The organism is Streptomyces sp. GQFP (assembly GCF_021545335.1).
In the GTDB taxonomy this organism is placed as follows: Bacteria; Actinomycetota; Actinomycetes; order Streptomycetales; family Streptomycetaceae; genus Streptomyces.
Genome location: NZ_CP089312.1, coordinates 5064424 through 5084620, shown reverse-complemented (window position 1 = coordinate 5084620; position 20197 = coordinate 5064424). Strand labels below are relative to the sequence as shown.

Here is a 20197-nt window from a genome sequence, read left to right as displayed (position 1 = left end):
CCTCACATCCGTGGTGTGCCCGAAGCCGTCTCCCACGAGGAGGTGCCGTCATGACGGTCATGGAGCAGCGGGGCGCATACCGGCCCACGCCGCCGCCCGCCTGGCAGCCCCGTACCGACCCCGCGCCGCTGCTGCCCGACGCGGCGCCGTACCGCGTCCTCGGCACCGAGGCGGCGGCGCAGGCGGACCCGGGACTGCTGCGCAGGCTGTACGCGCAGCTGGTGCGCGGGCGGCGGTACAACGCGCAGGCCACCGCCCTCACCAAGCAGGGCCGGCTCGCCGTGTACCCCTCCACCGTCGGCCAGGAGGCCTGCGAGGTGGCCGCCGCGCTCGCCCTGGAGGACCGCGACTGGCTCTTCCCCAGCTACCGGGACACGCTCGCCGTCGTCGCCAGGGGCGTGGACCCCGTACAGGCGCTGACCCTGCTGCGCGGCGACTGGCACACCGGGTACGACCCGCGTGAGCACCGGGTGGCGCCCCTGTGCACCCCGCTCGCGACCCAGCTGCCGCACGCCGTGGGGCTCGCGCACGCCGCCCGGCTCAAGGGCGACGACGTGGTCGTGCTGGCCATGGTCGGCGACGGCGGCACCAGCGAGGGCGACTTCCACGAGGCGCTGAACTTCGCCGCCGTGTGGCAGACGCCGGTCGTCTTCCTGGTCCAGAACAACGGCTTCGCGATCTCCGTGCCGCTCGCCAAGCAGACCGCCGCCCCGTCGCTGGCCCACAAGGCCGTCGGCTACGGGATGCCTGGCCGCCTGGTCGACGGCAATGACGCGGTCGCCATGTACGAGGTGCTGAGCGACGCCGTACGGCACGCGCGCGCGGGTGGTGGTCCCACGCTCGTCGAGGCGGTGACCTACCGCCTGGAGGCCCACACCAACGCCGACGACGACAAGCGCTACCGGACCGACTCCGAGGTCGCCGCCTGGCGCGAGCACGACCCGATCGACCTCCTCGAACAGGAACTCACCGCGCGCGGGCTGCTCGACGAGGACGGCATCCGGGCCGCGCGCGACGACGCCGAGGCACTCGCCGCCGACCTGCGGGCCCGGATGAACCAGGACCCGGCGCTCGACCCCATGGACCTGTTCTCCCAGGTCTACGCCGAACCCACCCCCCAACTGCGCGAGCAGCGGGCCCAGTTGCGGGCCGAGCTGGATGCCGGGGCGGAAGGGGCGCACTGATGACCACCGTCGCCCTCAAACCGGCCACCATGGCGCAGGCCCTCACGCGCGCGATGCGCGACGCCATGGCCGCCGACCCGGCCGTGCACGTCATGGGCGAGGACGTCGGCACCCTCGGCGGGGTCTTCCGGGTCACCGACGGGCTCGCGAAGGAGTTCGGCGAGGACCGCTGCACGGACACCCCGCTGGCCGAGGCGGGCATCCTCGGGGCGGCCGTCGGCATGGCCATGTACGGTCTGCGCCCGGTCGTCGAGATGCAGTTCGACGCGTTCGCCTACCCCGCGTTCGAGCAGCTGATCTCGCACGTCTCCCGGATGCGCAACCGCACGCGCGGGGCCATGCCCCTGCCGATCACCGTCCGCGTGCCCTACGGCGGCGGCATCGGCGGTGTCGAACACCACAGCGACTCATCCGAGGCGTACTACATGGCGACCCCGGGCCTCCATGTCGTCACGCCCGCCACGGTCGCCGACGCGTACGGCCTGCTGCGGGCCGCCATCGCCTCCGACGACCCGGTGGTGTTCCTGGAGCCCAAGCGCCTGTACTGGTCGAAGGACTCCTGGAACCCGGACGAGCCGTCGGCCGTTGAACCGATAGGACGCGCGGTGGTGCGGCGCCCGGGCCGCAGCGCCACGCTCATCACGTACGGGCCGTCGCTGCCCGTCTGCCTGGAGGCGGCACAGGCGGCGGAGGCGGAGGGCTGGGACCTGGAGGTCGTCGACCTGCGTTCCCTGGTCCCGTTCGACGACGAGACGGTCTGCGCTTCGGTACGGCGGACCGGGCGGGCCCTCGTCGTGCACGAGTCGGGCGGTTTCGGCGGCCCGGGCGGGGAGATCGCGGCCCGCGTCACGGAGCGCTGCTTCCACCACCTGGAGGCGCCGGTGCTGCGCGTCGCCGGGTTCGACATCCCGTACCCGCCGCCGATGCTGGAACGGCACCACCTGCCCGGCGTCGACCGTGTCCTGGACGCCGTGGGGCGGTTGCAATGGGAGGCGGAACGCTGATGGCACAGGTACTGGAGTTCAGGCTCCCCGATCTCGGCGAGGGGCTCACCGAGGCGCTGATCGTGCGCTGGCTGGTCGAGGTCGGGGAGGTCGTCGCCGTGGACCAGCCGGTCGTCGAGGTCGAGACGGCCAAGGCGATGGTCGACGTGCCGTGTCCTTACGGCGGTGTCGTCACCGCCCGCTTCGGCGAGGAGGGCACCGAACTCCCTGTTGGGGCACCCCTGGTGACGGTGGCCGTCGGGACACCGGCCGACACCGGTGACGCCCAGGGCTCCGGGAACGTGCTCGTCGGCTACGGCACCTCCGAGGCGCCCGCGCGACGGCGCAGGGTACGGCGGGAACAGGCGGCGCCCGCCGCAGCGGTGGCCGCCACGGACGTACAGGCTCCTGCCCCCGCCCGGGGCGACGGGCCCGTGCCGGTCATCTCGCCGCTCGTGCGCAGGCTCGCCCGCGAGAACGGCCTGGATCTGCGGGAGCTGGCGGGCTCCGGGCCCGACGGACTGATCCTGCGCGCCGACGTGGAGCGCGCCCTGCGCGACGGTGTGGCGCGAACCGAATCCCCGGCCCCGACTGCTACTCCCGTACCTGCCGCCGCTTCTGCGGAGGGCACCCGCGTCCCCCTCAAGGGCATCCGCGGTGCCGTCGCCGACAAGCTTTCCCGCAGTCGGCGCGAGATCCCGGACGCGACCTGCTGGGTGGACGCCGACGCGACGGAACTCATGCACGCGCGCGAGCAGATGAACGCGGCCGGGGCGCCGAAGATCTCCCTCCTCGCCCTGCTCGCCCGTATCTGCACCGCCGCTCTCGCCCGGTACCCCGAGCTGAACTCCACGGTCGACCTGGAGGCCAGGGAGATCGTCCGGCTCGACCGTGTCCACCTCGGCTTCGCCGCCCAGACCGACCGGGGGCTCGTCGTCCCCGTCGTCCGGGACGCGCACACCAGGAACGCGGAGTGGCTGAGCGCGGAGATCGCGCGGCTGACCGAGGCCGCCCGCACCGGCACCCTCACCCCTGCCGAACTCACCGGCGGGACCTTCACGTTGAACAACTACGGCGTGTTCGGCGTCGACGGCTCCACACCGATCGTCAACCACCCCGAGGCGGCCATGCTCGGCGTCGGCCGGATCGTCCCCAAGCCATGGGTGCACGAGGGTGAGCTGGCTGTGCGGCAGGTCGTCCAGCTGGGGCTCACCTTCGACCACCGGGTGTGCGACGGCGGTACGGCGGGCGGTTTCCTGCGCTATGTGGCGGACTGCGTCGAACAGCCGGCGGTGCTGCTGCGCACACTGTGATCAGGGTGACGCGCGCCCGTTCCCTGTGATCAGCGGGGGCCCGCATACTCGGAGGGTGACCGCGCATGAGCCCCAGCCCTCAGGGATCCCCGGCGCCGACGGCTACGACGCCGTCGTGCTCGCGGGCGGGGCCGCCCGACGCCTAGGCGGCGCCGACAAGCCCGGCGTCCGGGTGGGCGGGCGCGCGCTCCTCGACCGGGTGCTCGCCGCCTGCGCCGGCGCCGGCACCACCGTGGTCGTGGCCGGCCCCCGGCCCACCGCACGGCCCGTGACCTGGGCCCACGAGGACCCGCCGGGCGGTGGGCCCGTCGCCGCCCTCGACGCGGGCCTGCGACAGACCAAGGCCGCGCAGGTCGTCATCCTCTCCGCCGACCTCCCCTTCCTCGAACCGGCGACGGTACGGCGGCTCCTCGACGCCCTGCGGACGAGCGGCGCCGAGGGCGCGCTGCTCACCGACCCCGACGGCCGGGACCAGCCGCTCGTGGCCGTGTACCGGACGTCCGCGCTGCGCCGGGAGCTGGACGCGCTCGCCCTTGAACACGGCGGCCTCACCGGCCTGCCGCTGCGCCGGCTGACCGGCGCGCTCGCACTTACCCGGGTCTCCGACCCCGTCGCGTCCTTCGACTGCGACACCTGGGACGACATCGCCGCCGCCAGAGCACGCATCAGGGAGCATGGGCACGTGTTGGACGAATGGATTTCCGCAGCCAAGGACGAACTGGGCATCGACCTGGACGTCGACACCGGCCTTCTCCTCGACCTCGCCCGCGACGCCGCGCACGGAGTGGCCAGGCCGGCCGCCCCCCTGACGACGTTCCTCGTCGGATACGCGGCGGGCCGGGCCGGGGGAGGCCCGGAAGAGGTCGCCGAGGCCACCCGCAAGGCCGTCGCCCTCGCCCTGCGCTGGGCCGAGGAGGCCAAGGCGGACACGAAGGCCGCCGACGCCGAACCCGGTGCGGGCCAGGCCCCCGACAGCCGCCCGGACGCCGGATGACCGCCCGCAGCGACCTGGACGACCTCGGCGTCGAGGAGGCGCTCGCCCTCGTGAACGAAGGCAACGGCAGCGGAACCGGCGGCGCCGGCGGTGGGCAGGGTGACCGGCCGCCCCCCGAGGGCGCCGCAGTACCCGCCCCCACCGGGGAAGGCGTCTACGACGTGGAGGCCGACCAACCAGGCCCCGGCGCCAAAGGGGATCTCACCCCCGCCCCCGCCCGCCCCCGGGCCACCCCCTGGCCCCAGGCCCGCGCCATCGCCGAGCGCGCCGCCCGCCAGGTCCCCCGTACCGCTACGGCCCCGGTCTCCGTCCCCCTCGACGCCGCCCTCGGCCTGGTCCTCGCCGCTCCCCTCGCGGCCCTCACCGACCTCCCCTCCTTCGACACCTCCGCCATGGACGGCTGGGCGGTGGCCGGACCCGGCCCCTGGGACGTGCGCGAGGCCGGTGTCCTCGCCGGGCACGCCCAGCCCGAGCCGCTCACCGACGGCAGCGCGGTACGGATCGCGACGGGCGCCCGTATCCCGTACGACACGACCGCCGTCCTGCGCAGCGAGCACGGCCGCACCGACGACAAGGGCCGGCTGCACGCCACCCGGGACATGAGCCACGGCCAGGACATCCGGCCGCGCGGCCAGGAGTGCCGCTCCGGCGACCAGCTGCTGCCCACCGGCACCTTCGTGACCCCGGCCGTGCTCGGCCTCGCCGCTGCCGCCGGGTACGACACCCTCGCCGCGATCCCCCGTCCCCGGGCCGAAGTCCTCGTCCTGGGCGACGAGTTGCTCACCGAGGGACTCCCGCACGACGGTCTGATCCGGGACGCGCTCGGCCCGATGCTCCCGCCCTGGCTGCGCTCGCTCGGCGCCGACGTCATCGCCGTACGCAGGCTCGGCGACGACGCCGAGGCGCTGTACGCAGCCTTGAAGAACTCCCCCGCCGAGATCGTCGTCACGACTGGTGGCACTGCCTCCGGCCCCGTCGACCACGTCCACCCCACCCTGCACCGCCTCGGCGCCGAACTGCTGGTGAACGGTGTGCAGGTACGCCCCGGGCACCCCATGCTGCTGGCCCGGATCAAGGAGAACCAGCACCTCGTCGGGCTGCCCGGCAACCCGCTGGCCGCCGTCTCCGGGCTGCTCACCCTTGCCGAACCCCTGCTGCGGACCCTCGCGGGACGGGCGGCGCCGGAGCCGTACACGCTGCCGCTCAAGGACGAGGTGCACGGGCACCCGCACGACACCCGGCTCATCCCCGTCGTCGTGCGCGGCGACCGGGCCGTGCCGCTGCACTACAACGGGCCGGCGATGCTGCGCGGTATCGCGGCGGCCGAGGGCCTCGCGGTCGTACCGCCCGGCGGTGCCCGCCCCGGTCAGGAACTGGAACTGCTCGATCTGCCCTGGGCGGCAGCCACCGAAGCCGGGGTGTGTTTCACGTGAAACATTCGATAGAGCCGGGCCGCACAGGAGGATGTTTCACGTGAAACTGCCGGGCCACGACGCCATCGCCCGTCAGGCGGACGAGCATCTGGTGACCCATCGGGTGAAACTTCCCCGGACCGTGGTGGAACGGCCGATCCGCCAGGTCGGCAAACGCGTCGCCATGGCGCTGCTGGTGCTGGTCGGGACCGCGCTCATCGTCTACGCCGACCACGACGGCTACAACGACAACTCCGACGGCTCCGTCGATCTCCTCGACGCCTTCTACTACGCCACCGTCACCCTCTCCACCACGGGGTACGGCGACATCACGCCCGTCAGTGACGCCGCCCGGTTCACCAACATCTTCGTCATCACACCGCTGCGCGTGCTCTTCCTGATCATCCTGGTCGGCACGACCCTCGAAGTCCTCACGGAGCGCACACGCGAGGAGTGGCGGCAGAACCGCTGGAGGGCGGCCTTGCGAGAGCACACCGTAGTCATCGGGTTCGGGACCAAGGGGCGGTCGGCCGTGCAGACCGTCTGTGTCACCGGGCTGAAGAAGGAACAGGTCGTGGTCGTCGACCCCAGCGCGAAAGCCGTGGAGGCGGCCACCGCCGAGGGGTACGCCGGAGTGATCGGCGACGCCACGCGCAGTGACGTACTGCTGCGGGCCGAGCTGCAGAAGGCCCGGCAGATCATCATCGCCACCCAGCGCGACGACACGGCCGTCCTCGTCACGCTGACCGCCCGGCAGCTCAACCGCACGGCGAAGATCGTGGCCGCCGTGCGCGAGGAGGAGAACGCGCCGCTGCTCAAGCAGTCCGGCGCCGACGCCGTCATCACCAGCGCGAGCGCGGCCGGGCGGCTGCTCGGGCTGTCCGTGCTCAGCCCCGCCGCCGGCATGGTCATGGAGGACCTCATCCAGCAGGGCAGCGGGCTCGACATCGTCGAACGCCCGGTCATAAAGGCCGAGGTCGGCAAGGGGCCGCGCGAGACGGACGACCTGGTCGTGAGCGTCGTACGCGGGCATCGCGTGCTGGGCTACGACGATCCGTCCATCGGGGAGCTCCAGGTGGCCGACCGGCTCATCACCATCGTGCGGGCGACGCCGGGCGCACATGTGGCGCCCGACGCCCGCAAATTCACTTAGGGCCTGTCCGGCGGATCAGGCCGGCGTCGCGGGGCCTGGCACGCACGTCTGCCGCGTTGTCGTCGGTTGCCGACTCCCCCACGCTCGAACAACCTCGCGCGGGGGGACCCCCATCGCGTCGACGCCCTCCTCCGCCTTGCAGCCGCACGCACCAGGCCCCGCTCGGGTGGGCCAGGACGCACCGTTTCTTGCAGCCGACCTGATCCGCCGGACAGACCCTAGGACCGGGCTACTTGCGGTTGTAGAGCCGCATCGTGATCGGGCCGAAGACCAGCATCAGCAGGCCTGCCCACCCCAGCGACCAGGCGATCTCGGCGGCCGGCCACTCGCCGGCCATCAGCTCCCGTACCGCCGACGACACATGGGTGATCGGGCTGTTGTTGACGAAGGCCTGGAGCCAGCCGGGCATGGTGCTCGGGTCGACGAAGACGTTCGACAGGAAGGTCAGCGGGAAGATCACCATCATGCTGACGCCCATCACCGACTTCTCCGTGCGCAGCAGCAGCCCGAACATGGTCCAGATCCATGAGAAGGCGAAGGAGAAGACCAGGAGGAGGGCGATGCCGGCGGCCACGCCCACCACTCCCTCGGGGCGGTAACCCAGGATGATGCCGACCGTCAGCATCACCACGGACGCCATGGTGTAGCGCAGGGCGTCGCCGAGGAGATAGCCGACCATCACCGCGGGCCGCCAGATCGGCAGCGTACGGAAGCGGTCGAAGACGCCCTTCTCGATGTCCGTGTTGACCGAGACACCCGTGTACATCGTGATCATCACGACCGACATCACCAGGATGCCCGGCAGCAGGAACTGGATGTACTCGCGCGGGGAGCCCGCCAGGGCGCCCCCGAACAGGTACGTGTACATCAGCACCATCATGATCGGGAACGCGGTGACGTCGAAGAGCTGCTCGGGGACGTGCTTGATCTTGAGGATCGCGCGCCAGCCGAAGGTGAGGGACGCCGAGAGCGCGCTGGGGCGCGGCGGCCGGTCCTTGGCGACGAGCAGCGCGGCGAGCGACTCGGCGCTGACCGGGGCGAGTTCCCGGCCTTCGGTGGTGGTGGTCGCGGTACTCATGCCGCCACCTCTCCTTCGGCGGAGTCAGCTGCGGAGTCGGCTGTGGAGCCAACCTCCGTGTCGTGTCCGGTGAGGGCGAGGAACACCTCGTCCAGGCTGGGCTGTCCCAGGGAGAAGTTGTCGACCGTGATGCCGCAGCGGGCCAGCTCGGCGAGCGCGCGGGCCGCCTGCTCGGCCGCGGTGTCGCTGACCGACGTACCGATACGGGCCGTCAGCGCGACCGGGTCGGGCTCGCGCTGCACGGTCGCGTCGAGGGCCAGCCGCAGCACCTCCTCCGCCTCGGGCCGCTGGGCCGGATCGCGCAGCCGCAGATGGACGGAGCCGGCGCCGACGGACGCCTTCAGCTCGCCCTTCGTGCCCTCCGCGATCACCTTGCCCTTGTCGATGACGGCGATCCGGGACGCCAGCTGGTCGGCCTCGTCCAGATACTGCGTGGTCAGCAGCACGGTCGTGCCCTGGGCGACCACCGCGCGCACGATGTCCCACACCTGGTTGCGGCTGCGCGGGTCGAGACCGGTCGTCGGCTCGTCGAGGAAGAGCAGGTCGGGCGTGTTGAGGATGGACGCGGCGATGTCGATCCGGCGCCGCATACCGCCCGAGTAGTGCTTGACCTGCTTCGCCGCCGCCTCCGTCAGCCCGAAGGCCTCCAGGAGCTGGGCGGCGCGCTCGCGCGCGGTCCGCTTGTGGTGGCCGAGGAGCCGGCCGAGCAGCACCAGGTTCTCGGTGCCGGTGAGGTCCTCGTCCACGGACGCGTACTGGCCGGTGAGGCTCACCCTGCCGCGTACCGCGTCGGCCTCGCGCACCACGTCGTGGCCGAAGACGTGCGCCTCGCCGCCGTCCGGCCTGAGCAGGGTGGCCAGCATCTTCACGGTGGTCGTCTTGCCTGCGCCGTTCGGCCCGAGGACTCCGTAGACCGTGCCGGTGGGCACGGTGAGGTCGACGCCGTCGACGGCGCGGGTCTCGCCGAAGGTCTTCACCAGACTCGCGGTCTCGATCGCGAGGTCGGGCGCCTCGGCTGCCCTGCCCGCTCTGGCTGCCTGTGGGCTCATGTCTCGTGGTCCTTCCGGAGTCCTTGCGTACGGGGTGACGCAAAGGGAGACCGTCGGTTGGCCGGAAACTCATCGGTCGCGCGACCGTACGTCTCTCCACGGTCTCTCCGCCAGACGCGGACCGCACCTCAATTCCGCGGGAGCGGGGAGTAGCGTCCCCTCATGCATGCGATCACGATTCCCGAACCCGGAGGGCCCGAGGCGCTGGTGTGGGCCGAGGTCCCCGATCCCGTGCCCGGCGAGGGCGAGGTGCTGGTCGAGGTGGTGGCCGGCGCCGTCAACCGTGCCGACATCCTGCAACGCCAGGGCTTCTACAACCCGCCGCCGGGCGCCTCTCCGTACCCCGGCCTCGAGTGCTCGGGCCGGATCGCCGAGGTCGGTCCTGGAGTGTCCGGCTGGTCCGTCGGCGACGAGGTGTGCGCGCTGCTCGCGGGCGGCGGTTACGCGACGAAGGTGGCCGTGCCGGCCGGGCAGCTGCTGCCCGTGCCCGCGGGCGTCGACCTGAAGCGGGCGGCGGCGCTGCCCGAGGTGGTCTGCACGGTCTGGTCGAACGTCTTCATGATCTCCCACCTCCGCCCGGGCGAGACGCTTCTCGTGCACGGCGGCTCCAGCGGCATCGGCACGATGGCCATCCAGCTCGCCAAGGCGGTCGGCGCGAAGGTCGCCGTGACGGCCGGGACGAAGGAGAAGCTCGACCAGTGCGCCGAACTGGGCGCCGACATCCTCGTCAACTACCGCGAGCAGGACTTCGTCGAGGAGCTGAAGCAGGCCACCGGCGGTGCCGGCGCCGACGTGATCCTCGACAACATGGGCGCCAAGTACCTGGACCGCAACGTCCGCGCCCTCGCCGTCAACGGACGGCTCGCGATCATCGGCATGCAGGGCGGCATCAAGGCCGAGCTGAACATCGGCGCCCTTCTCACCAAGCGGGCCGCGATCAGCGCGACCTCGCTGCGCGCCCGCCCGCTCGCCGAGAAGACGGCGATCGTGTCCGCCGTACGCGAGCACGTCTGGCCGCTGATCGCCGCACGTCAGGTGCGGCCGGTCGTCGACAGCGAGTTCCCGATGAGCGACGCGGCGGCGGCCCACCGGCTGGTGGAGGAGAGCGGCCACGTGGGAAAGGTGCTGCTGGTGGCCCCGTAAGCGCCTGTGACGGGACCTCCTCGGGGTCAAGGCCTCCGTACGCGCAGCCGCAGGGCGAGGAGGGCGAGGCCCAGGCCGAGGCCGATGAGGACGAGCCCGCTGCCCAGCGGCAGTATCCGCAGCACCGGGTGCGTGACCGGGGCGGGCAGCGCGGCCGTGTCCCGCGCCTCGTCCGGGTCGGGGATGTAGGTGGGCACGGGGACAGGGACAGTCTCCTCGTACGCAGCCTCCTCGGGCGGCGCGGACTCCTGCCGCCCGGGGCGCTCGCGTCCCTCGCCCGCCAGGCTGCCGGCCCGGGAGGCGTCGGGGGCGGGCCGGGCGACGTGTGCGGCGTTGTCGTACGAGAGTGTCGCGCCGTGCGGGGCGGCGGCGAGGGTGGGTGCCGCCAGGGCCAGCAGGGTGCCGCAGATGCGCAGTGCCCGGAGCCATGGAGTCATGTCGGGCCCCTCCCGCCGCGGAGTCGCCAGTCACCAGGGTTCGACGGGACCAGCCTCACACGCACCCGCCGGTCCGGCATCCCGGACGGGACACCGCAGGGCCGGACCCACCGGCCGGAACCGCGGCCTGGTGCGACAGAATGGCGGTATGGAGATGCCGAGGAACGAAAGGTCGCCGGAGAACCCCCAGATCCTGGTCGTTGGCCAGGACGGGATGGCTCTTGGGGGCGGTGGTGACGAGGACTCCCGAGAGATCCCGGTGACGGACATGGTGGAGCAACCTGCCAAGGTCATGAGGATCGGCAGCATGATCAAGCAGCTGCTGGAGGAGGTGCGCGCGGCCCCTCTCGACGAGGCGAGCCGGGTGCGGCTGAAGGAGATCCACGCCAGCTCGGTCAAGGAGCTGGAGGACGGTCTGGCGCCGGAGCTGGTCGACGAACTGGAGCGCCTGTCCCTGCCGTTCACGGACGAGGGCGTTCCCAGCGACGCCGAGCTGCGGATCGCGCAGGCACAGCTGGTGGGCTGGCTGGAGGGCCTCTTCCACGGGATCCAGACCACCCTGTTCGCCCAGCAGATGGCCGCGCGGGCCCAGCTGGAGCAGATGCGCCGCGCGCTGCCGCCGGGCGTCGGCGGCCACGAGGGCGACGACGATCCGCGTACGGGCGGACGCACGGGCGGGCCGTACCTGTAACTCCCAGTGCCTGCAACTGCCCTTCCCGGGGAGTTGCAGGCACGTCACCGTCCGCTCAGGACGGGTTGCCCGACGACACGCTCAGCTCGATCACCGGCATGTCCTCGGGGTCGGCGTCCGTGTCGGCGGAGGGGAACTGGTCGGTGACCGTGTCCTTGCCGAAGGTGTTCTCGTCGACCCGGGTCACCTTCATCCGCCACCCGGCCGCCTGGAAACAGGACTTGACCGAGGTCAGGTTCTTGTAGCGGAAGTCGGGCAGCCGGATCTTGTCCGGGTCGGTGTACGACTCCGGCGCCTCCGAGCACTCCTCCGCGTCGATCTTCTTGCTCAGGTCCGGCCCCTTGTACCCCGTGGCCGCCCCCGTCTCCGACGTCTGCGAGGCCGAGGCGCTCGCACCGCTGCCACTGCCGGCCTCGCCGCCGTCGCCGCTGTCGTCCCCGCCCAGGTTCAGGGCCAGGAGCAGCCCGCCGACGGCGACGAGGGAGACGACGATCGAGCCCACGATCACCGGGGTGTTGCTCTTCCGTCCCCCTCCGGGGGCGGGCGTCGGCGCGTACTGCGGTGCGTACGCGCCGGGCGCCTGGTACGCGGGCTGCTGCGGATAGCCGTACGCCGGAGCGGCGCTGTACGGATTCGGGGTCGGGGCCGGCTGGTACGGGGTCTGTACGGGACCCGGCGGGGGCGGGGTCGCCTGGTCGACCGGCGGGAACACCGCCGAGGCGACGCCCGCGCCGCTCTGGGACGGGGTGCCCGGGACGATGTTCGGGGCGGCCGGGTGGAGGGAGGCGGCCACGCGCAGACACTCGTCGCGCATGGCGACGGCGCTCGGAAAACGCTCGTTCGGGTTCTTCTTCAGCGCGCGGGCGACGAGCGCGTCCACCGCCGGGGGCAACGCCCGGTTGACCGAGGAGGGGACGACCGGCTCCTCCTGGACATGCGCGTACGCGATCGCAAGCGCCGAGTCGGCGTTGAACGGCAGCCGCCCGGTGACCAGTTGGAACAGCATGATGCCGACCGAGTAGAGGTCGGAGCGGGCGTCCACGCCCCGGCCCAGCGCCTGCTCAGGGGAGAGGTACTGCGGGGTGCCGACGACCATGCCGGTCTGCGTCATCGACGTGACGCCCGACTGCATGGCGCGGGCGATGCCGAAGTCCATGACCTTCACGACGCCGCGCTTGGTCATCATGACGTTGCCCGGCTTGATGTCCCGGTGGACCAGGCCCATCTCGTGGCTGATCTCCAGCGCCGCCAGCACGTCCGCGGTGACCTGCAGCGCCTTGTCGGCGGGCATCGCCCCGAACTGCCGTACGTCCGCGTCGAGAACGGAACCGAGGGGCTGCCCCTCGACGTACTCCATGACGATGTACGGGGTCATCGTCCCCGCCACCTCGTCCTCACCGGTGTCGAAGACCGAGACGATGTTGGTGTGCGTGAGCTTGGCCACGGCCTGGGCCTCGCGGCGGAAACGCTCGCGGAAGGCCTGTTCCCGGCCCAGTTCGGTGTGCAGTGTCTTGATCGCGACCTGCCGGTCCAGGACCGAGTCGTACGCGAGGTGCACCGAGGCCATGCCGCCCTCGCCGAGCAGATCGCGCAGCTGGTAGCGCCCGCCGGCGAGCGCCTGCCCCGTGTACCGGCCGTGTGCGCCGTCGTGGCTCATGTCTCAGCGTCCCCCGAGCTTTCTCACAGCCGCACGTGATCGATTGGCTCATACCGGGCCAAGTCTGCCGGAGGGCACTGACACGTCAAGCTCGGTGCCCGTTCCGTGACCGTACGAGGAGGAAGCGTCGCGGAAGAGTTACAGGTGCTGGACGGACGGGGCACGGAATTTGCACGACGATACCCGCAACGGGTTTGATGACCGGTCCGCCCGGCACCCGTACCCAGGCTCCTTCCGGAGCCGCTCAGGGAATGGCTCCCGGACCGGAGGCTTGCGTGGAGGCTGTAGCGTGGCCGACGGAGACCGTAACAACACCGCGCGCACCGCGGGCAGAAACGACGGCGAGGACTGATGGCACAGCAGCGCGCTCAGGGCCCGTCCGACCCCGAGGCGGCAGGCGGCGGTATGTCAGACGCGCCTGAGTTGTGGGGCAACGGCGGACTGGTGGGGGACGGCCGGTACCGGCTCACCCACAGACTCGGCCGGGGCGGCATGGCGGAGGTGTTCGCCGCCGAGGACGTACGCCTCGGGCGTACGGTCGCGGTCAAACTGCTGCGCGCCGATCTCGCCGAGGACCCGATCTCCAAGGCCCGCTTCACGCGCGAGGCCCAGTCGGTGGCCGGGCTCAACCATCACTCGATCGTCGCCGTGTACGACTCCGGCGAGGACACGGTGTCCAACGGCGGCTTCGGCGCGGGCGGCCCCAAGTCCGTCCCGTACATCGTGATGGAGATCGTCGAGGGGCGCACCATCCGTGACCTCCTCATCAACGCCGAGGCGCCCGGGCCCGAGCAGGCCCTGATCATCGTCTCCGGGGTGCTGGAAGCGCTTGCCTACTCGCACCAGCACGGCATCGTGCACCGTGACATCAAGCCCGCCAACGTGATCATCACGCACAACGGCGCCGTGAAGGTCATGGACTTCGGCATCGCCCGCGCCCTGCACGGGGCGTCCACGACGATGACGCAGACCGGCATGGTCATGGGCACCCCGCAGTACCTCTCCCCCGAGCAGGCCCTCGGCAAGGCCGTCGACCACCGCTCGGACCTGTACGCGACGGGCTGCCTCCTCTACGAACTCCTCGCGCTGCGGCCCCCGTTCACGGGCGAGACCCCTCTCTCCGTGGTCTACCAGCACGTCCAGGACATTCCGGTGCCCCCGTCCGAGGTCTCGGACGCGGCGCCGCCGGAACTCGACGGGCTCGTCATGCGTTCCTTGGCCAAGGAACCCGACGATCGCTTCCAGACCGCCGAGGAGATGCGCGGGCTGATCCAGTACGGTCTGCAGATGCTGTACGACCAGGGCGGCCACACCGGCACCTGGAACACCGGGCCCGTCGACGTGCACGACGGCCGGCACACCCCCTCGGCGGGCTTCGCCGGCACCACGGTGATGAACCACCACCCGGGCGACTCCTCCGGGACCACCCAGATCCCCCAGCCGATCCTGCCCGCCGGGTACGGCGGCGGGGACGACGGCGGTTTCGAGGGGCACGGCAACCGGGGCGGCGGCCGGGGCAAGCTGTGGATACTGGCCTTCTTCGCGGTGATCGCCATCGCGGCGGGCGTCGCCCTCGCCCTGCAGGGCGGCAACGGCGACAGCGGCAACACCGGGACCACCCCGTCGCCGACCACCTCGCAGACCGCGACGAAAGACGACGCCACGGCGAGTCCGAGCGACGAGGTCTCCGAGGAGACGTCGAGCGTCGAGACGGACGACGGCAGCGGCTCGGACGGAGAGTCCCAGTGGACGCCGTCGCCCACACCGTCGTACACGCAGTCCGAGACCCCCTCCTCCGAGCCGTCGAGTTCACCGTCGGACGTGCAGACGAGCGCGCAGCCGACGAACACGGCGACGCAGCCGACGAACACGGCGACCGCCTCGGAGGAGGAGACCGGCGACACCGGTGAGGAAGACGGTGGTACCGAGGGCGGCACCACCCCGTAAACAGCCCCCACGCGCGCGTGCGGCCCGAAGAGGGCTCCACGCGCGCGTGCCGTTGTCCAGGCCCTCCCGCCCCCGGTGGACGTCAGCCCGTTCAGTCCGTGAACGCCCCGCACACCGCGTCGTACTCGCGCGTCCACCACACCGCGAGCGCCGAGGCGGCCGGAAACTGGGAGTCGGCGCGGGTGTCCCCCCGCTCGTAGTGCCAGCGCAGCATCCAGAAGTCGTTGAGCCGCTCCCACCACACCCGGTGCACGGCGGCGGCCAGCTCGGAGGGCGTCGCCCCGGCCGTACGCCGGTACGCGCGCGCGTACGCCCGTGTCTTGGGCAGGTCGAGCGTGCCGGCGGGCCGCACGAAGAAGATCGCGGCGGCACGTACGGCCTCCTCCGCGCGCGGCTGCACACCGAGCCGGTCCCAGTCGACGATCGCGGCGGGCGCGTCCCCCTTGTAGAGCAGGTTGAACGGGTGAAAGTCCCCGTGCACCCACCCCACCGAACCACCCGGCGGCGGCCGCCGGTCAGCGTGCTGCTCCAACAGCGCCCGCCGCTCCAGCAGCCGATAGCGGGCCAACTCGTCGAAGGCGTCGGTGGGCCGGTGGCGGCGGACCTGGGCCAGGAGATCGTCGATGAGCGCGAAGGTGTCGGCGGGGTCGGCGGAGGGGGCGTGTGGGGGGTCAGCGGGGGTGGGTGAGCTGACGGCGTGCAGGGACTCGGCGGAGCTGTTGGTGAGAGCGGGGGCCGGGGCTGCTGGGGAGGGGTGCTTCGCGGAGACTCCGGTGGCTGCGGAGGGTTCGGCAGCGGCAGCGGCAGCGGCAGCGGCAGCGGCAGCGGCAGTGGCGGTGGTGGCGGTGGTGGTGGTGGCGGTGGCGGCCCGGTACCGGCCGGCCGCCGAGGGTGGGCCTGCGGGGCCGGCCCAGTTTCGGCCGTCGCCGGATTCGCCCGGGTTCAGGTTGGTGAGGGGGCTCTGGATTCGGTCGGTGGTTCTGTCGCAGGGTCGGTTGGCGGGTCCGGTCGAGGGTCGGTGTGCGGGGCTGTCCCAGTGCTGGTCGTCGGATCCGCTCGGGTCGAAGTTGGTGAGGGGGCTCTGGATTCGGTCGGTGGTTCCGTCCCAGGGCCGGTTGCCGGGGCCGGCCCAGTTTCGGCCGACGGGGCCGTCCCAGTACTGGCTGGCCGGGTCGTCCCGGTGCTGGCTCGCGGGGACGGCTTGGTTTCGGTCGGCGGTTGTGTCCCAGTTGCGGGGGACTTGGCTACCCCGGTTCCGGCTGGCGGGGACGCCTTGGTTTCGGCCTGCGGATCCGTCCCAGTGTCGGCCGGCAGGGCTGTCCCGGTGCCGGTTGGCGACGAGGTCTTGGGGCCGACCGGCCGGGCCGCCCCAGTGTCGGCCTGCGGGGCCGTCCCAGTCCTGGTCGGCGGAGGCGCCTTGGTGTCGGTCGACGGTTCCGTCCCTGTGCCGGGCGGCGGGTCCGCTTCGGTCCCGGTCGGCGACGAGGCCTTGGTTCCGGTCGCGGGTTCCGTCCTCGTCCCGGCCGGCAGATCCGTCCCGGTTCCGGTCGCCTGGGCCGCCCTGGGTTCGGTCGCCCGGGCCGCCCTGGGTTCGGTCGGCGGAGTCGTCCTGTCGGGGTGGGATTCCCTGTCGGGTGGGTTCGGAGTGGCCAGCGGGTTCTGTCTGTCGGCCTGCCTTCGTCCGCGGGGAGGGGCTTCTCTGTCCGGGAGTCGGCTCGTGGCCACCGGTGGTCGCTCTCGGTGCCGGGACGCCCTGGTTCCGGCCGGTGCCCTCGGGGCCGACCCGCGTCGGCATCACGTGTTCCAGGCTTGCGTGGACCACGCCCAGGAGCGCGCCCAGGCGGCCGCACTGGACGGTGGTCAGCTGGCCGCCGTGGCGGTGGCGGCCGTCGATCCAGGGGTGCAGGGCGTAGGCGTGGCCGCCTACGACGGCGACCGTGCGGCCGTCGCGGCCGGGCAGCGGTGGGGCCACCGGGACGCCGAGATCCGCGAGGCGCTGGGTCGCCCGGTGCTGGCGGGCGATCGCGGCGGGGTCGGCGGTCTCGGGGTCGAAGTGGTGCTTCAGGAAGTAGTCGCCGCGCGTGGTGGCGAGCCGGTAGCCGCGGTTCAGCAGCCCCTGGTCGACGGGGTCGCAGGTCAGCGCGGACCCGGCGGCGTACTGGCGGAGGAGGGCGCCCAGAGGGGGAGCGTGGGGCACAAGGGGTGGTACAGATGAGCGCGGCACGCGCCAGATGCTAGGGCACGAGCCGGGCGCGTGAGCGGGGCGCTTGTCACAGGCAGTCACAGGTGACCGCGGGCTGTCATGGACAGTCGGTTTCGATCACAGAGTGCACGGTGGCGAACTGGGGTTCGACCCGTAGGTAGACGGGATCGAAGGGCACGCCGTCCACTGAGCGCGGTGCGGGGCCGAACCGGTCGAGTTCGGCGAGGGTCGGCTCCACGGCCGCGCACTCCCCGACGACCTGCACGGACCACGACCGCCGGTTCCGTGCCGACGGCACGTCCGCGCCGTACGCGACGACACCGCCCACGCACGCCCGGTGGTACCCGTGCCCCCTGTGCAGCCGCAGCAGGACCCGGCCGTCCACGACGATGTGCCGGGCGGACGCCAGGAAGGGCAGCGCGCGCATGCTGGTCGCGACCCGGCCGTGCTCGACGCGGCCGAGGAGGTCGGCGGCGCGCTGGTCGTCCTGCTCGTTCTGTTCCTCGGTCGGCATGCACTCACTGTGGGCGACGGGCAAACGGGCACACCAGGGGCGCTCGCCCCGAGAAGAGAGGCCTTAGGTCCCGATTCGGGCGCCCCGGACGGCTTTCCAAGGCCTTAGAAACCCCGGCTCTGGCCCTGCCGCTCCGCCTGCATCCGTGCCACGTACGCCGCCGCCTGCGCGCGCCTCTGCATGCCCAGCTTGGACAGCAGCCCCGACACGTAGTTCTTGATCGTCTTCTCGGCGAGGTTCAGCCGCTCGCCGATCGCCCGGTTGGTGAGCCCCTCGCCGATCAGGTCGAGGATCCTGCGCTCCTGATCGGTCAGGTTCGCGAGCCGCTCGTCCCCCTGTACCCCCGTGGCTGCGCCGCCGCCGCTCCGCAGCCGCTCCAGGACGCGGGCCGTCGCGACCGGGTCCAGCAGGGACTTGCCGGCCGCCACGTCCCGTACCGCCGCCAGTAGTTCATGTCCTCGGATGGCCTTCAGGACGTACCCCGAGGCGCCCGCCATGATCGCGTCGAAGAGGGCCTCGTCGTCGGCGAACGACGTCAGCATCAGGCATTTGACGCCCGCGTCCCGGGAACGGATCTCGCGGCACACCTCGACGCCGCTGCCGTCCGGGAGCCGTACGTCCAGCACCGCCACGTCCGGACGGGTGGCCGGAATCCGTACCAGCGCGTCGGCCGCCGTGCCGGCCTCGCCGACCACCACGATGTCGTCCTCGACCGAGAGCAGCTCACGGACCCCCCGGCGGACGACTTCATGGTCATCGAGGAGAAATACAGTGATTTTTCCGTCTTCGGACACGGGGGCAGTCTCACATACCGACTCTTCCCGTGGCCTGGTTCCGCGGGATAACGTGCCGTTGTTCCGGCCCCCTGCAAGGCTGTGACCAGGGCCCCTTCCCGACTTGTTCAATTTACTTGGATTTCCAAGCAAAATCGCAGGTCAGGGGGGTTTCATAGAAATATGGCGCACTGGGTAACGTGAGGCTTGCGGGACGCTCGCCGGGGCACCTGTCACGCCTGTTCCCGGCCGAGTGGCACCCACCCCGTGCACGGGTATCGGGAACAGGTGACCGCACTGGTTACCCGGTAACCCCGGGGCCGGACCGACGGAGGAGTACACGTGACCGTGGAGAGCACTGCCGCGAGCAAACCGCGACGCAGCGCCGGAAGCAAGACCGGTACCACCCGCACCACCGCGCAGAGCGCCGACGCACCGGCCGCCGACGCATCAGCCACGGCCGCGCAGCCCGCCACTGCCACCGAGTCCAAGGCCACCGCCGCGAAGCGAGCCACCACCAAACGCGCCCCCGCCAAACGAGCCGTCTCCAAGAAGCGGGCCGCCGAGCCAGCCGCGACGGGCGCCGATCCGGACCTCGTCCAGCTGCTCACCCCCGAGGGCCGGCGCGTCAAGAACACCGCCTACGACCCCTACGTCGCCGCCCTCACCCCCGACGACCTGCGCGGTCTGTACCGCGACATGGTGCTGACCCGCCGCTTCGACGCCGAGGCGACCGCCCTCCAGCGCCAGGGCGAGTTGGGCCTGTGGGCCTCGCTGCTCGGCCAGGAGGCCGCCCAGATCGGCTCCGGCCGCGCCACCCGCACCGACGACTACGTCTTCCCGACCTACCGCGAGCACGGCGTCGCCTGGTGCCGGGACATCGACCCGATCAACCTGCTCGGCATGTTCCGCGGGGTGAACCACGGCGGCTGGGACCCCAACAGCAACAACTTCCACCTCTATACGATCGTCATCGGCTCCCAGACCCTGCACGCCACCGGCTACGCCATGGGCGTGGCCAAGGACGGCGCCGACTCCGCGGTCGTCGCCTACTTCGGGGACGGCGCCTCCAGCCAGGGCGACGTCGCCGAGTCCTTCACCTTCGCCTCGGTCTACAACGCCCCCGTGGTGTTCTTCTGCCAGAACAACCAGTGGGCGATCTCCGAGCCGACCGAGCGCCAGACCCGCGTCCCGCTCTACCAGCGCGCGCAGGGCTACGGCTTCCCGGGCGTACGGGTGGACGGCAACGACGTCCTGGCCGTCCTCGCGGTGACGAAGTGGGCTCTGGAGCGGGCCCGCAGCGGCGAGGGCCCGACGCTGGTCGAGGCCTACACGTACCGCATGGGCGCCCACACCACCTCCGACGACCCGACCCGCTACCGGCACGACGACGAGCGGGCGGCCTGGGAGGCGAAGGACCCGATCGCCCGCCTTCGCACATACCTGGAGGCCTCAAACCACGCGGAAGAGGGATTTTTCGCGGAACTGGAGGCCGAGAGCGAGTCGTTGGGCAGGCGAGTGCGTGAAGCGGTTCGTGCCATGCCGGACCCGGACCACTTCGCGATCTTCGAGCACACCTACGCCGACGGGCACGCGCTCGTGGACGAGGAACGGGCCCAGTTCGCCGCCTACCAGGCGTCGTTCGCAGATGTGGAGGGGGCGTGAC

Annotated in this window: 16 protein-coding genes and 2 pseudogenes; 10 read left to right on the top strand and 8 right to left on the bottom strand. The window is 72.0% G+C overall.

The genetic code is table 11. The features are described from left to right. The first annotated feature begins 50 nt into the window (after window positions 1–50). From pdhA (LUX31_RS22480) to LUX31_RS22455, 6 genes are read left to right on the top strand one after another with little or no spacing between them, the layout of a single operon-like run. Window positions 51–1184 carry a pyruvate dehydrogenase (acetyl-transferring) E1 component subunit alpha gene (gene pdhA / locus LUX31_RS22480; RefSeq protein ID WP_235476779.1) on the top strand — a complete coding sequence of 378 codons (1134 nt, stop codon included), beginning with the start codon at window positions 51–53 and terminating at the stop codon, window positions 1182–1184. After that, window positions 1184–2188, top strand: a complete 1005-nt coding sequence (locus tag LUX31_RS22475; RefSeq protein WP_235476778.1) for an alpha-ketoacid dehydrogenase subunit beta — start codon at window positions 1184–1186, stop codon at window positions 2186–2188. The genes pdhA (LUX31_RS22480) and LUX31_RS22475 overlap by 1 nt, the downstream gene beginning before the upstream one ends. Further along, window positions 2188–3480, top strand: a complete 1293-nt coding sequence (locus LUX31_RS22470; protein ID WP_235476777.1) for a dihydrolipoamide acetyltransferase family protein — start codon at window positions 2188–2190, stop codon at window positions 3478–3480. The genes LUX31_RS22475 and LUX31_RS22470 overlap by 1 nt, the downstream gene beginning before the upstream one ends. Window positions 3481–3535: 55 nt before the next feature. Beyond that, window positions 3536–4474 (top strand): NTP transferase domain-containing protein, encoded by a 939-nt coding sequence (locus LUX31_RS22465; protein WP_235476776.1) that lies wholly within the window; start codon window positions 3536–3538, stop codon window positions 4472–4474. Beyond that, on the top strand, window positions 4471–5907 hold the full coding sequence (locus LUX31_RS22460; protein ID WP_235476775.1) for a molybdopterin molybdotransferase MoeA: 1437 nt from the start codon (window positions 4471–4473) through the stop codon (window positions 5905–5907). Before LUX31_RS22465 ends, LUX31_RS22460 begins: the two co-directional genes overlap by 4 nt. Window positions 5908–5938: 31 nt before the next feature. Then, entirely contained in the window at window positions 5939–7039 is a 1101-nt protein-coding gene (locus LUX31_RS22455) for a potassium channel family protein (protein WP_235476774.1), read from the top strand. A 229-nt stretch (window positions 7040–7268) separates the two neighbouring features. Here LUX31_RS22455 and LUX31_RS22450 read toward each other — a convergent pair whose 3' ends face one another. Together LUX31_RS22450 and LUX31_RS22445 are read right to left on the bottom strand one after the other, a co-directional pair. Continuing rightward, window positions 7269–8117, bottom strand: coding sequence for an ABC transporter permease (locus LUX31_RS22450; RefSeq protein WP_235476773.1), 849 nt, complete (start codon window positions 8115–8117; stop codon window positions 7269–7271). Further along, a complete protein-coding gene (locus tag LUX31_RS22445) occupies window positions 8114–9166 on the bottom strand; it encodes an ATP-binding cassette domain-containing protein (protein WP_235476772.1) in 1053 nt (350 codons plus the stop codon). The genes LUX31_RS22450 and LUX31_RS22445 overlap by 4 nt, the downstream gene beginning before the upstream one ends. A 162-nt stretch (window positions 9167–9328) precedes the next feature. Here LUX31_RS22445 and LUX31_RS22440 point away from each other — a divergent pair, with 162 nt between their 5' ends. Further along, on the top strand, window positions 9329–10309 hold the full coding sequence (locus LUX31_RS22440) for an NAD(P)H-quinone oxidoreductase (RefSeq protein ID WP_235476771.1): 981 nt from the start codon (window positions 9329–9331) through the stop codon (window positions 10307–10309). Between the two features lie 26 nt (window positions 10310–10335). On the opposite strand, the gene LUX31_RS22435 is transcribed toward LUX31_RS22440, so the two are convergent. Beyond that, window positions 10336–10746 carry a hypothetical protein gene (locus LUX31_RS22435; protein ID WP_235476770.1) on the bottom strand — a complete coding sequence of 137 codons (411 nt, stop codon included), beginning with the start codon at window positions 10744–10746 and terminating at the stop codon, window positions 10336–10338. Window positions 10747–10894: 148 nt separating this feature from the next. Between LUX31_RS22435 and LUX31_RS22430 the strand changes: the two genes are divergently transcribed. Continuing rightward, a complete protein-coding gene (locus LUX31_RS22430) occupies window positions 10895–11437 on the top strand; it encodes a bacterial proteasome activator family protein (protein WP_235476769.1) in 543 nt (180 codons plus the stop codon). 55 nt (window positions 11438–11492) lie between these two features. On the opposite strand, the gene LUX31_RS22425 is transcribed toward LUX31_RS22430, so the two are convergent. After that, window positions 11493–13094, bottom strand: a complete 1602-nt coding sequence (locus LUX31_RS22425; RefSeq protein ID WP_235476768.1) for a protein kinase domain-containing protein — start codon at window positions 13092–13094, stop codon at window positions 11493–11495. A gap of 351 nt (window positions 13095–13445) precedes the next feature. Between LUX31_RS22425 and LUX31_RS22420 the strand changes: the two genes are divergently transcribed. After that, entirely contained in the window at window positions 13446–15041 is a 1596-nt protein-coding gene (locus tag LUX31_RS22420) for a protein kinase domain-containing protein (protein WP_235476767.1), read from the top strand. A 91-nt stretch (window positions 15042–15132) separates the two neighbouring features. On the opposite strand, the pseudogene LUX31_RS37930 reads toward LUX31_RS22420, so the two are convergent. The 4 genes and pseudogenes from LUX31_RS37930 to LUX31_RS22400 form a co-directional block, all read right to left on the bottom strand. Continuing rightward, window positions 15133–15816: pseudogene (locus LUX31_RS37930) on the bottom strand (phosphotransferase); the annotation flags it as partial. A 1008-nt stretch (window positions 15817–16824) separates the two neighbouring features. Further along, a pseudogene (locus LUX31_RS22410) lies at window positions 16825–17238 on the bottom strand (phosphotransferase); the annotation flags it as partial. Window positions 17239–17341: 103 nt separating this feature from the next. Further along, window positions 17342–17758, bottom strand: coding sequence for a pyridoxamine 5'-phosphate oxidase family protein (locus LUX31_RS22405; RefSeq protein WP_235476766.1), 417 nt, complete (start codon window positions 17756–17758; stop codon window positions 17342–17344). Between the two features lie 104 nt (window positions 17759–17862). Continuing rightward, window positions 17863–18552 carry a response regulator gene (locus tag LUX31_RS22400; RefSeq protein WP_235476765.1) on the bottom strand — a complete coding sequence of 230 codons (690 nt, stop codon included), beginning with the start codon at window positions 18550–18552 and terminating at the stop codon, window positions 17863–17865. Between the two features lie 321 nt (window positions 18553–18873). Here LUX31_RS22400 and pdhA (LUX31_RS22395) point away from each other — a divergent pair, with 321 nt between their 5' ends. Further along, entirely contained in the window at window positions 18874–20196 is a 1323-nt protein-coding gene (pdhA, locus tag LUX31_RS22395) for a pyruvate dehydrogenase (acetyl-transferring) E1 component subunit alpha (protein ID WP_235476764.1), read from the top strand. The last annotated feature ends 1 nt before the right edge of the window (window position 20197 follow it).

What these genes read in the sequence shown, in the direction of transcription:
- pdhA (WP_235476779.1), top strand. Translation starts at nt 51, where the DNA reads ATGACGGTCATGGAGCAGCGGGGCGCATACCGGCCCACGCCGCCGCCC.
- LUX31_RS22475 (WP_235476778.1), top strand. Translation starts at nt 1,184, where the DNA reads ATGACCACCGTCGCCCTCAAACCGGCCACCATGGCGCAGGCCCTCACG.
- LUX31_RS22470 (WP_235476777.1), top strand. Translation starts at nt 2,188, where the DNA reads ATGGCACAGGTACTGGAGTTCAGGCTCCCCGATCTCGGCGAGGGGCTC.
- LUX31_RS22460 (WP_235476775.1), top strand. Translation starts at nt 4,471, where the DNA reads ATGACCGCCCGCAGCGACCTGGACGACCTCGGCGTCGAGGAGGCGCTC.
- LUX31_RS22455 (WP_235476774.1), top strand. Translation starts at nt 5,939, where the DNA reads ATGTTTCACGTGAAACTGCCGGGCCACGACGCCATCGCCCGTCAGGCG.
- LUX31_RS22450 (WP_235476773.1), bottom strand. Translation starts at nt 8,117, where the DNA reads ATGAGTACCGCGACCACCACCACCGAAGGCCGGGAACTCGCCCCGGTC.
- LUX31_RS22445 (WP_235476772.1), bottom strand. Translation starts at nt 9,166, where the DNA reads ATGAGCCCACAGGCAGCCAGAGCGGGCAGGGCAGCCGAGGCGCCCGAC.
- LUX31_RS22440 (WP_235476771.1), top strand. Translation starts at nt 9,329, where the DNA reads ATGCATGCGATCACGATTCCCGAACCCGGAGGGCCCGAGGCGCTGGTG.
- LUX31_RS22435 (WP_235476770.1), bottom strand. Translation starts at nt 10,746, where the DNA reads ATGACTCCATGGCTCCGGGCACTGCGCATCTGCGGCACCCTGCTGGCC.
- LUX31_RS22430 (WP_235476769.1), top strand. Translation starts at nt 10,895, where the DNA reads ATGGAGATGCCGAGGAACGAAAGGTCGCCGGAGAACCCCCAGATCCTG.
- LUX31_RS22425 (WP_235476768.1), bottom strand. Translation starts at nt 13,094, where the DNA reads ATGAGCCACGACGGCGCACACGGCCGGTACACGGGGCAGGCGCTCGCC.
- LUX31_RS22420 (WP_235476767.1), top strand. Translation starts at nt 13,446, where the DNA reads ATGGCACAGCAGCGCGCTCAGGGCCCGTCCGACCCCGAGGCGGCAGGC.
- LUX31_RS22405 (WP_235476766.1), bottom strand. Translation starts at nt 17,758, where the DNA reads ATGCCGACCGAGGAACAGAACGAGCAGGACGACCAGCGCGCCGCCGAC.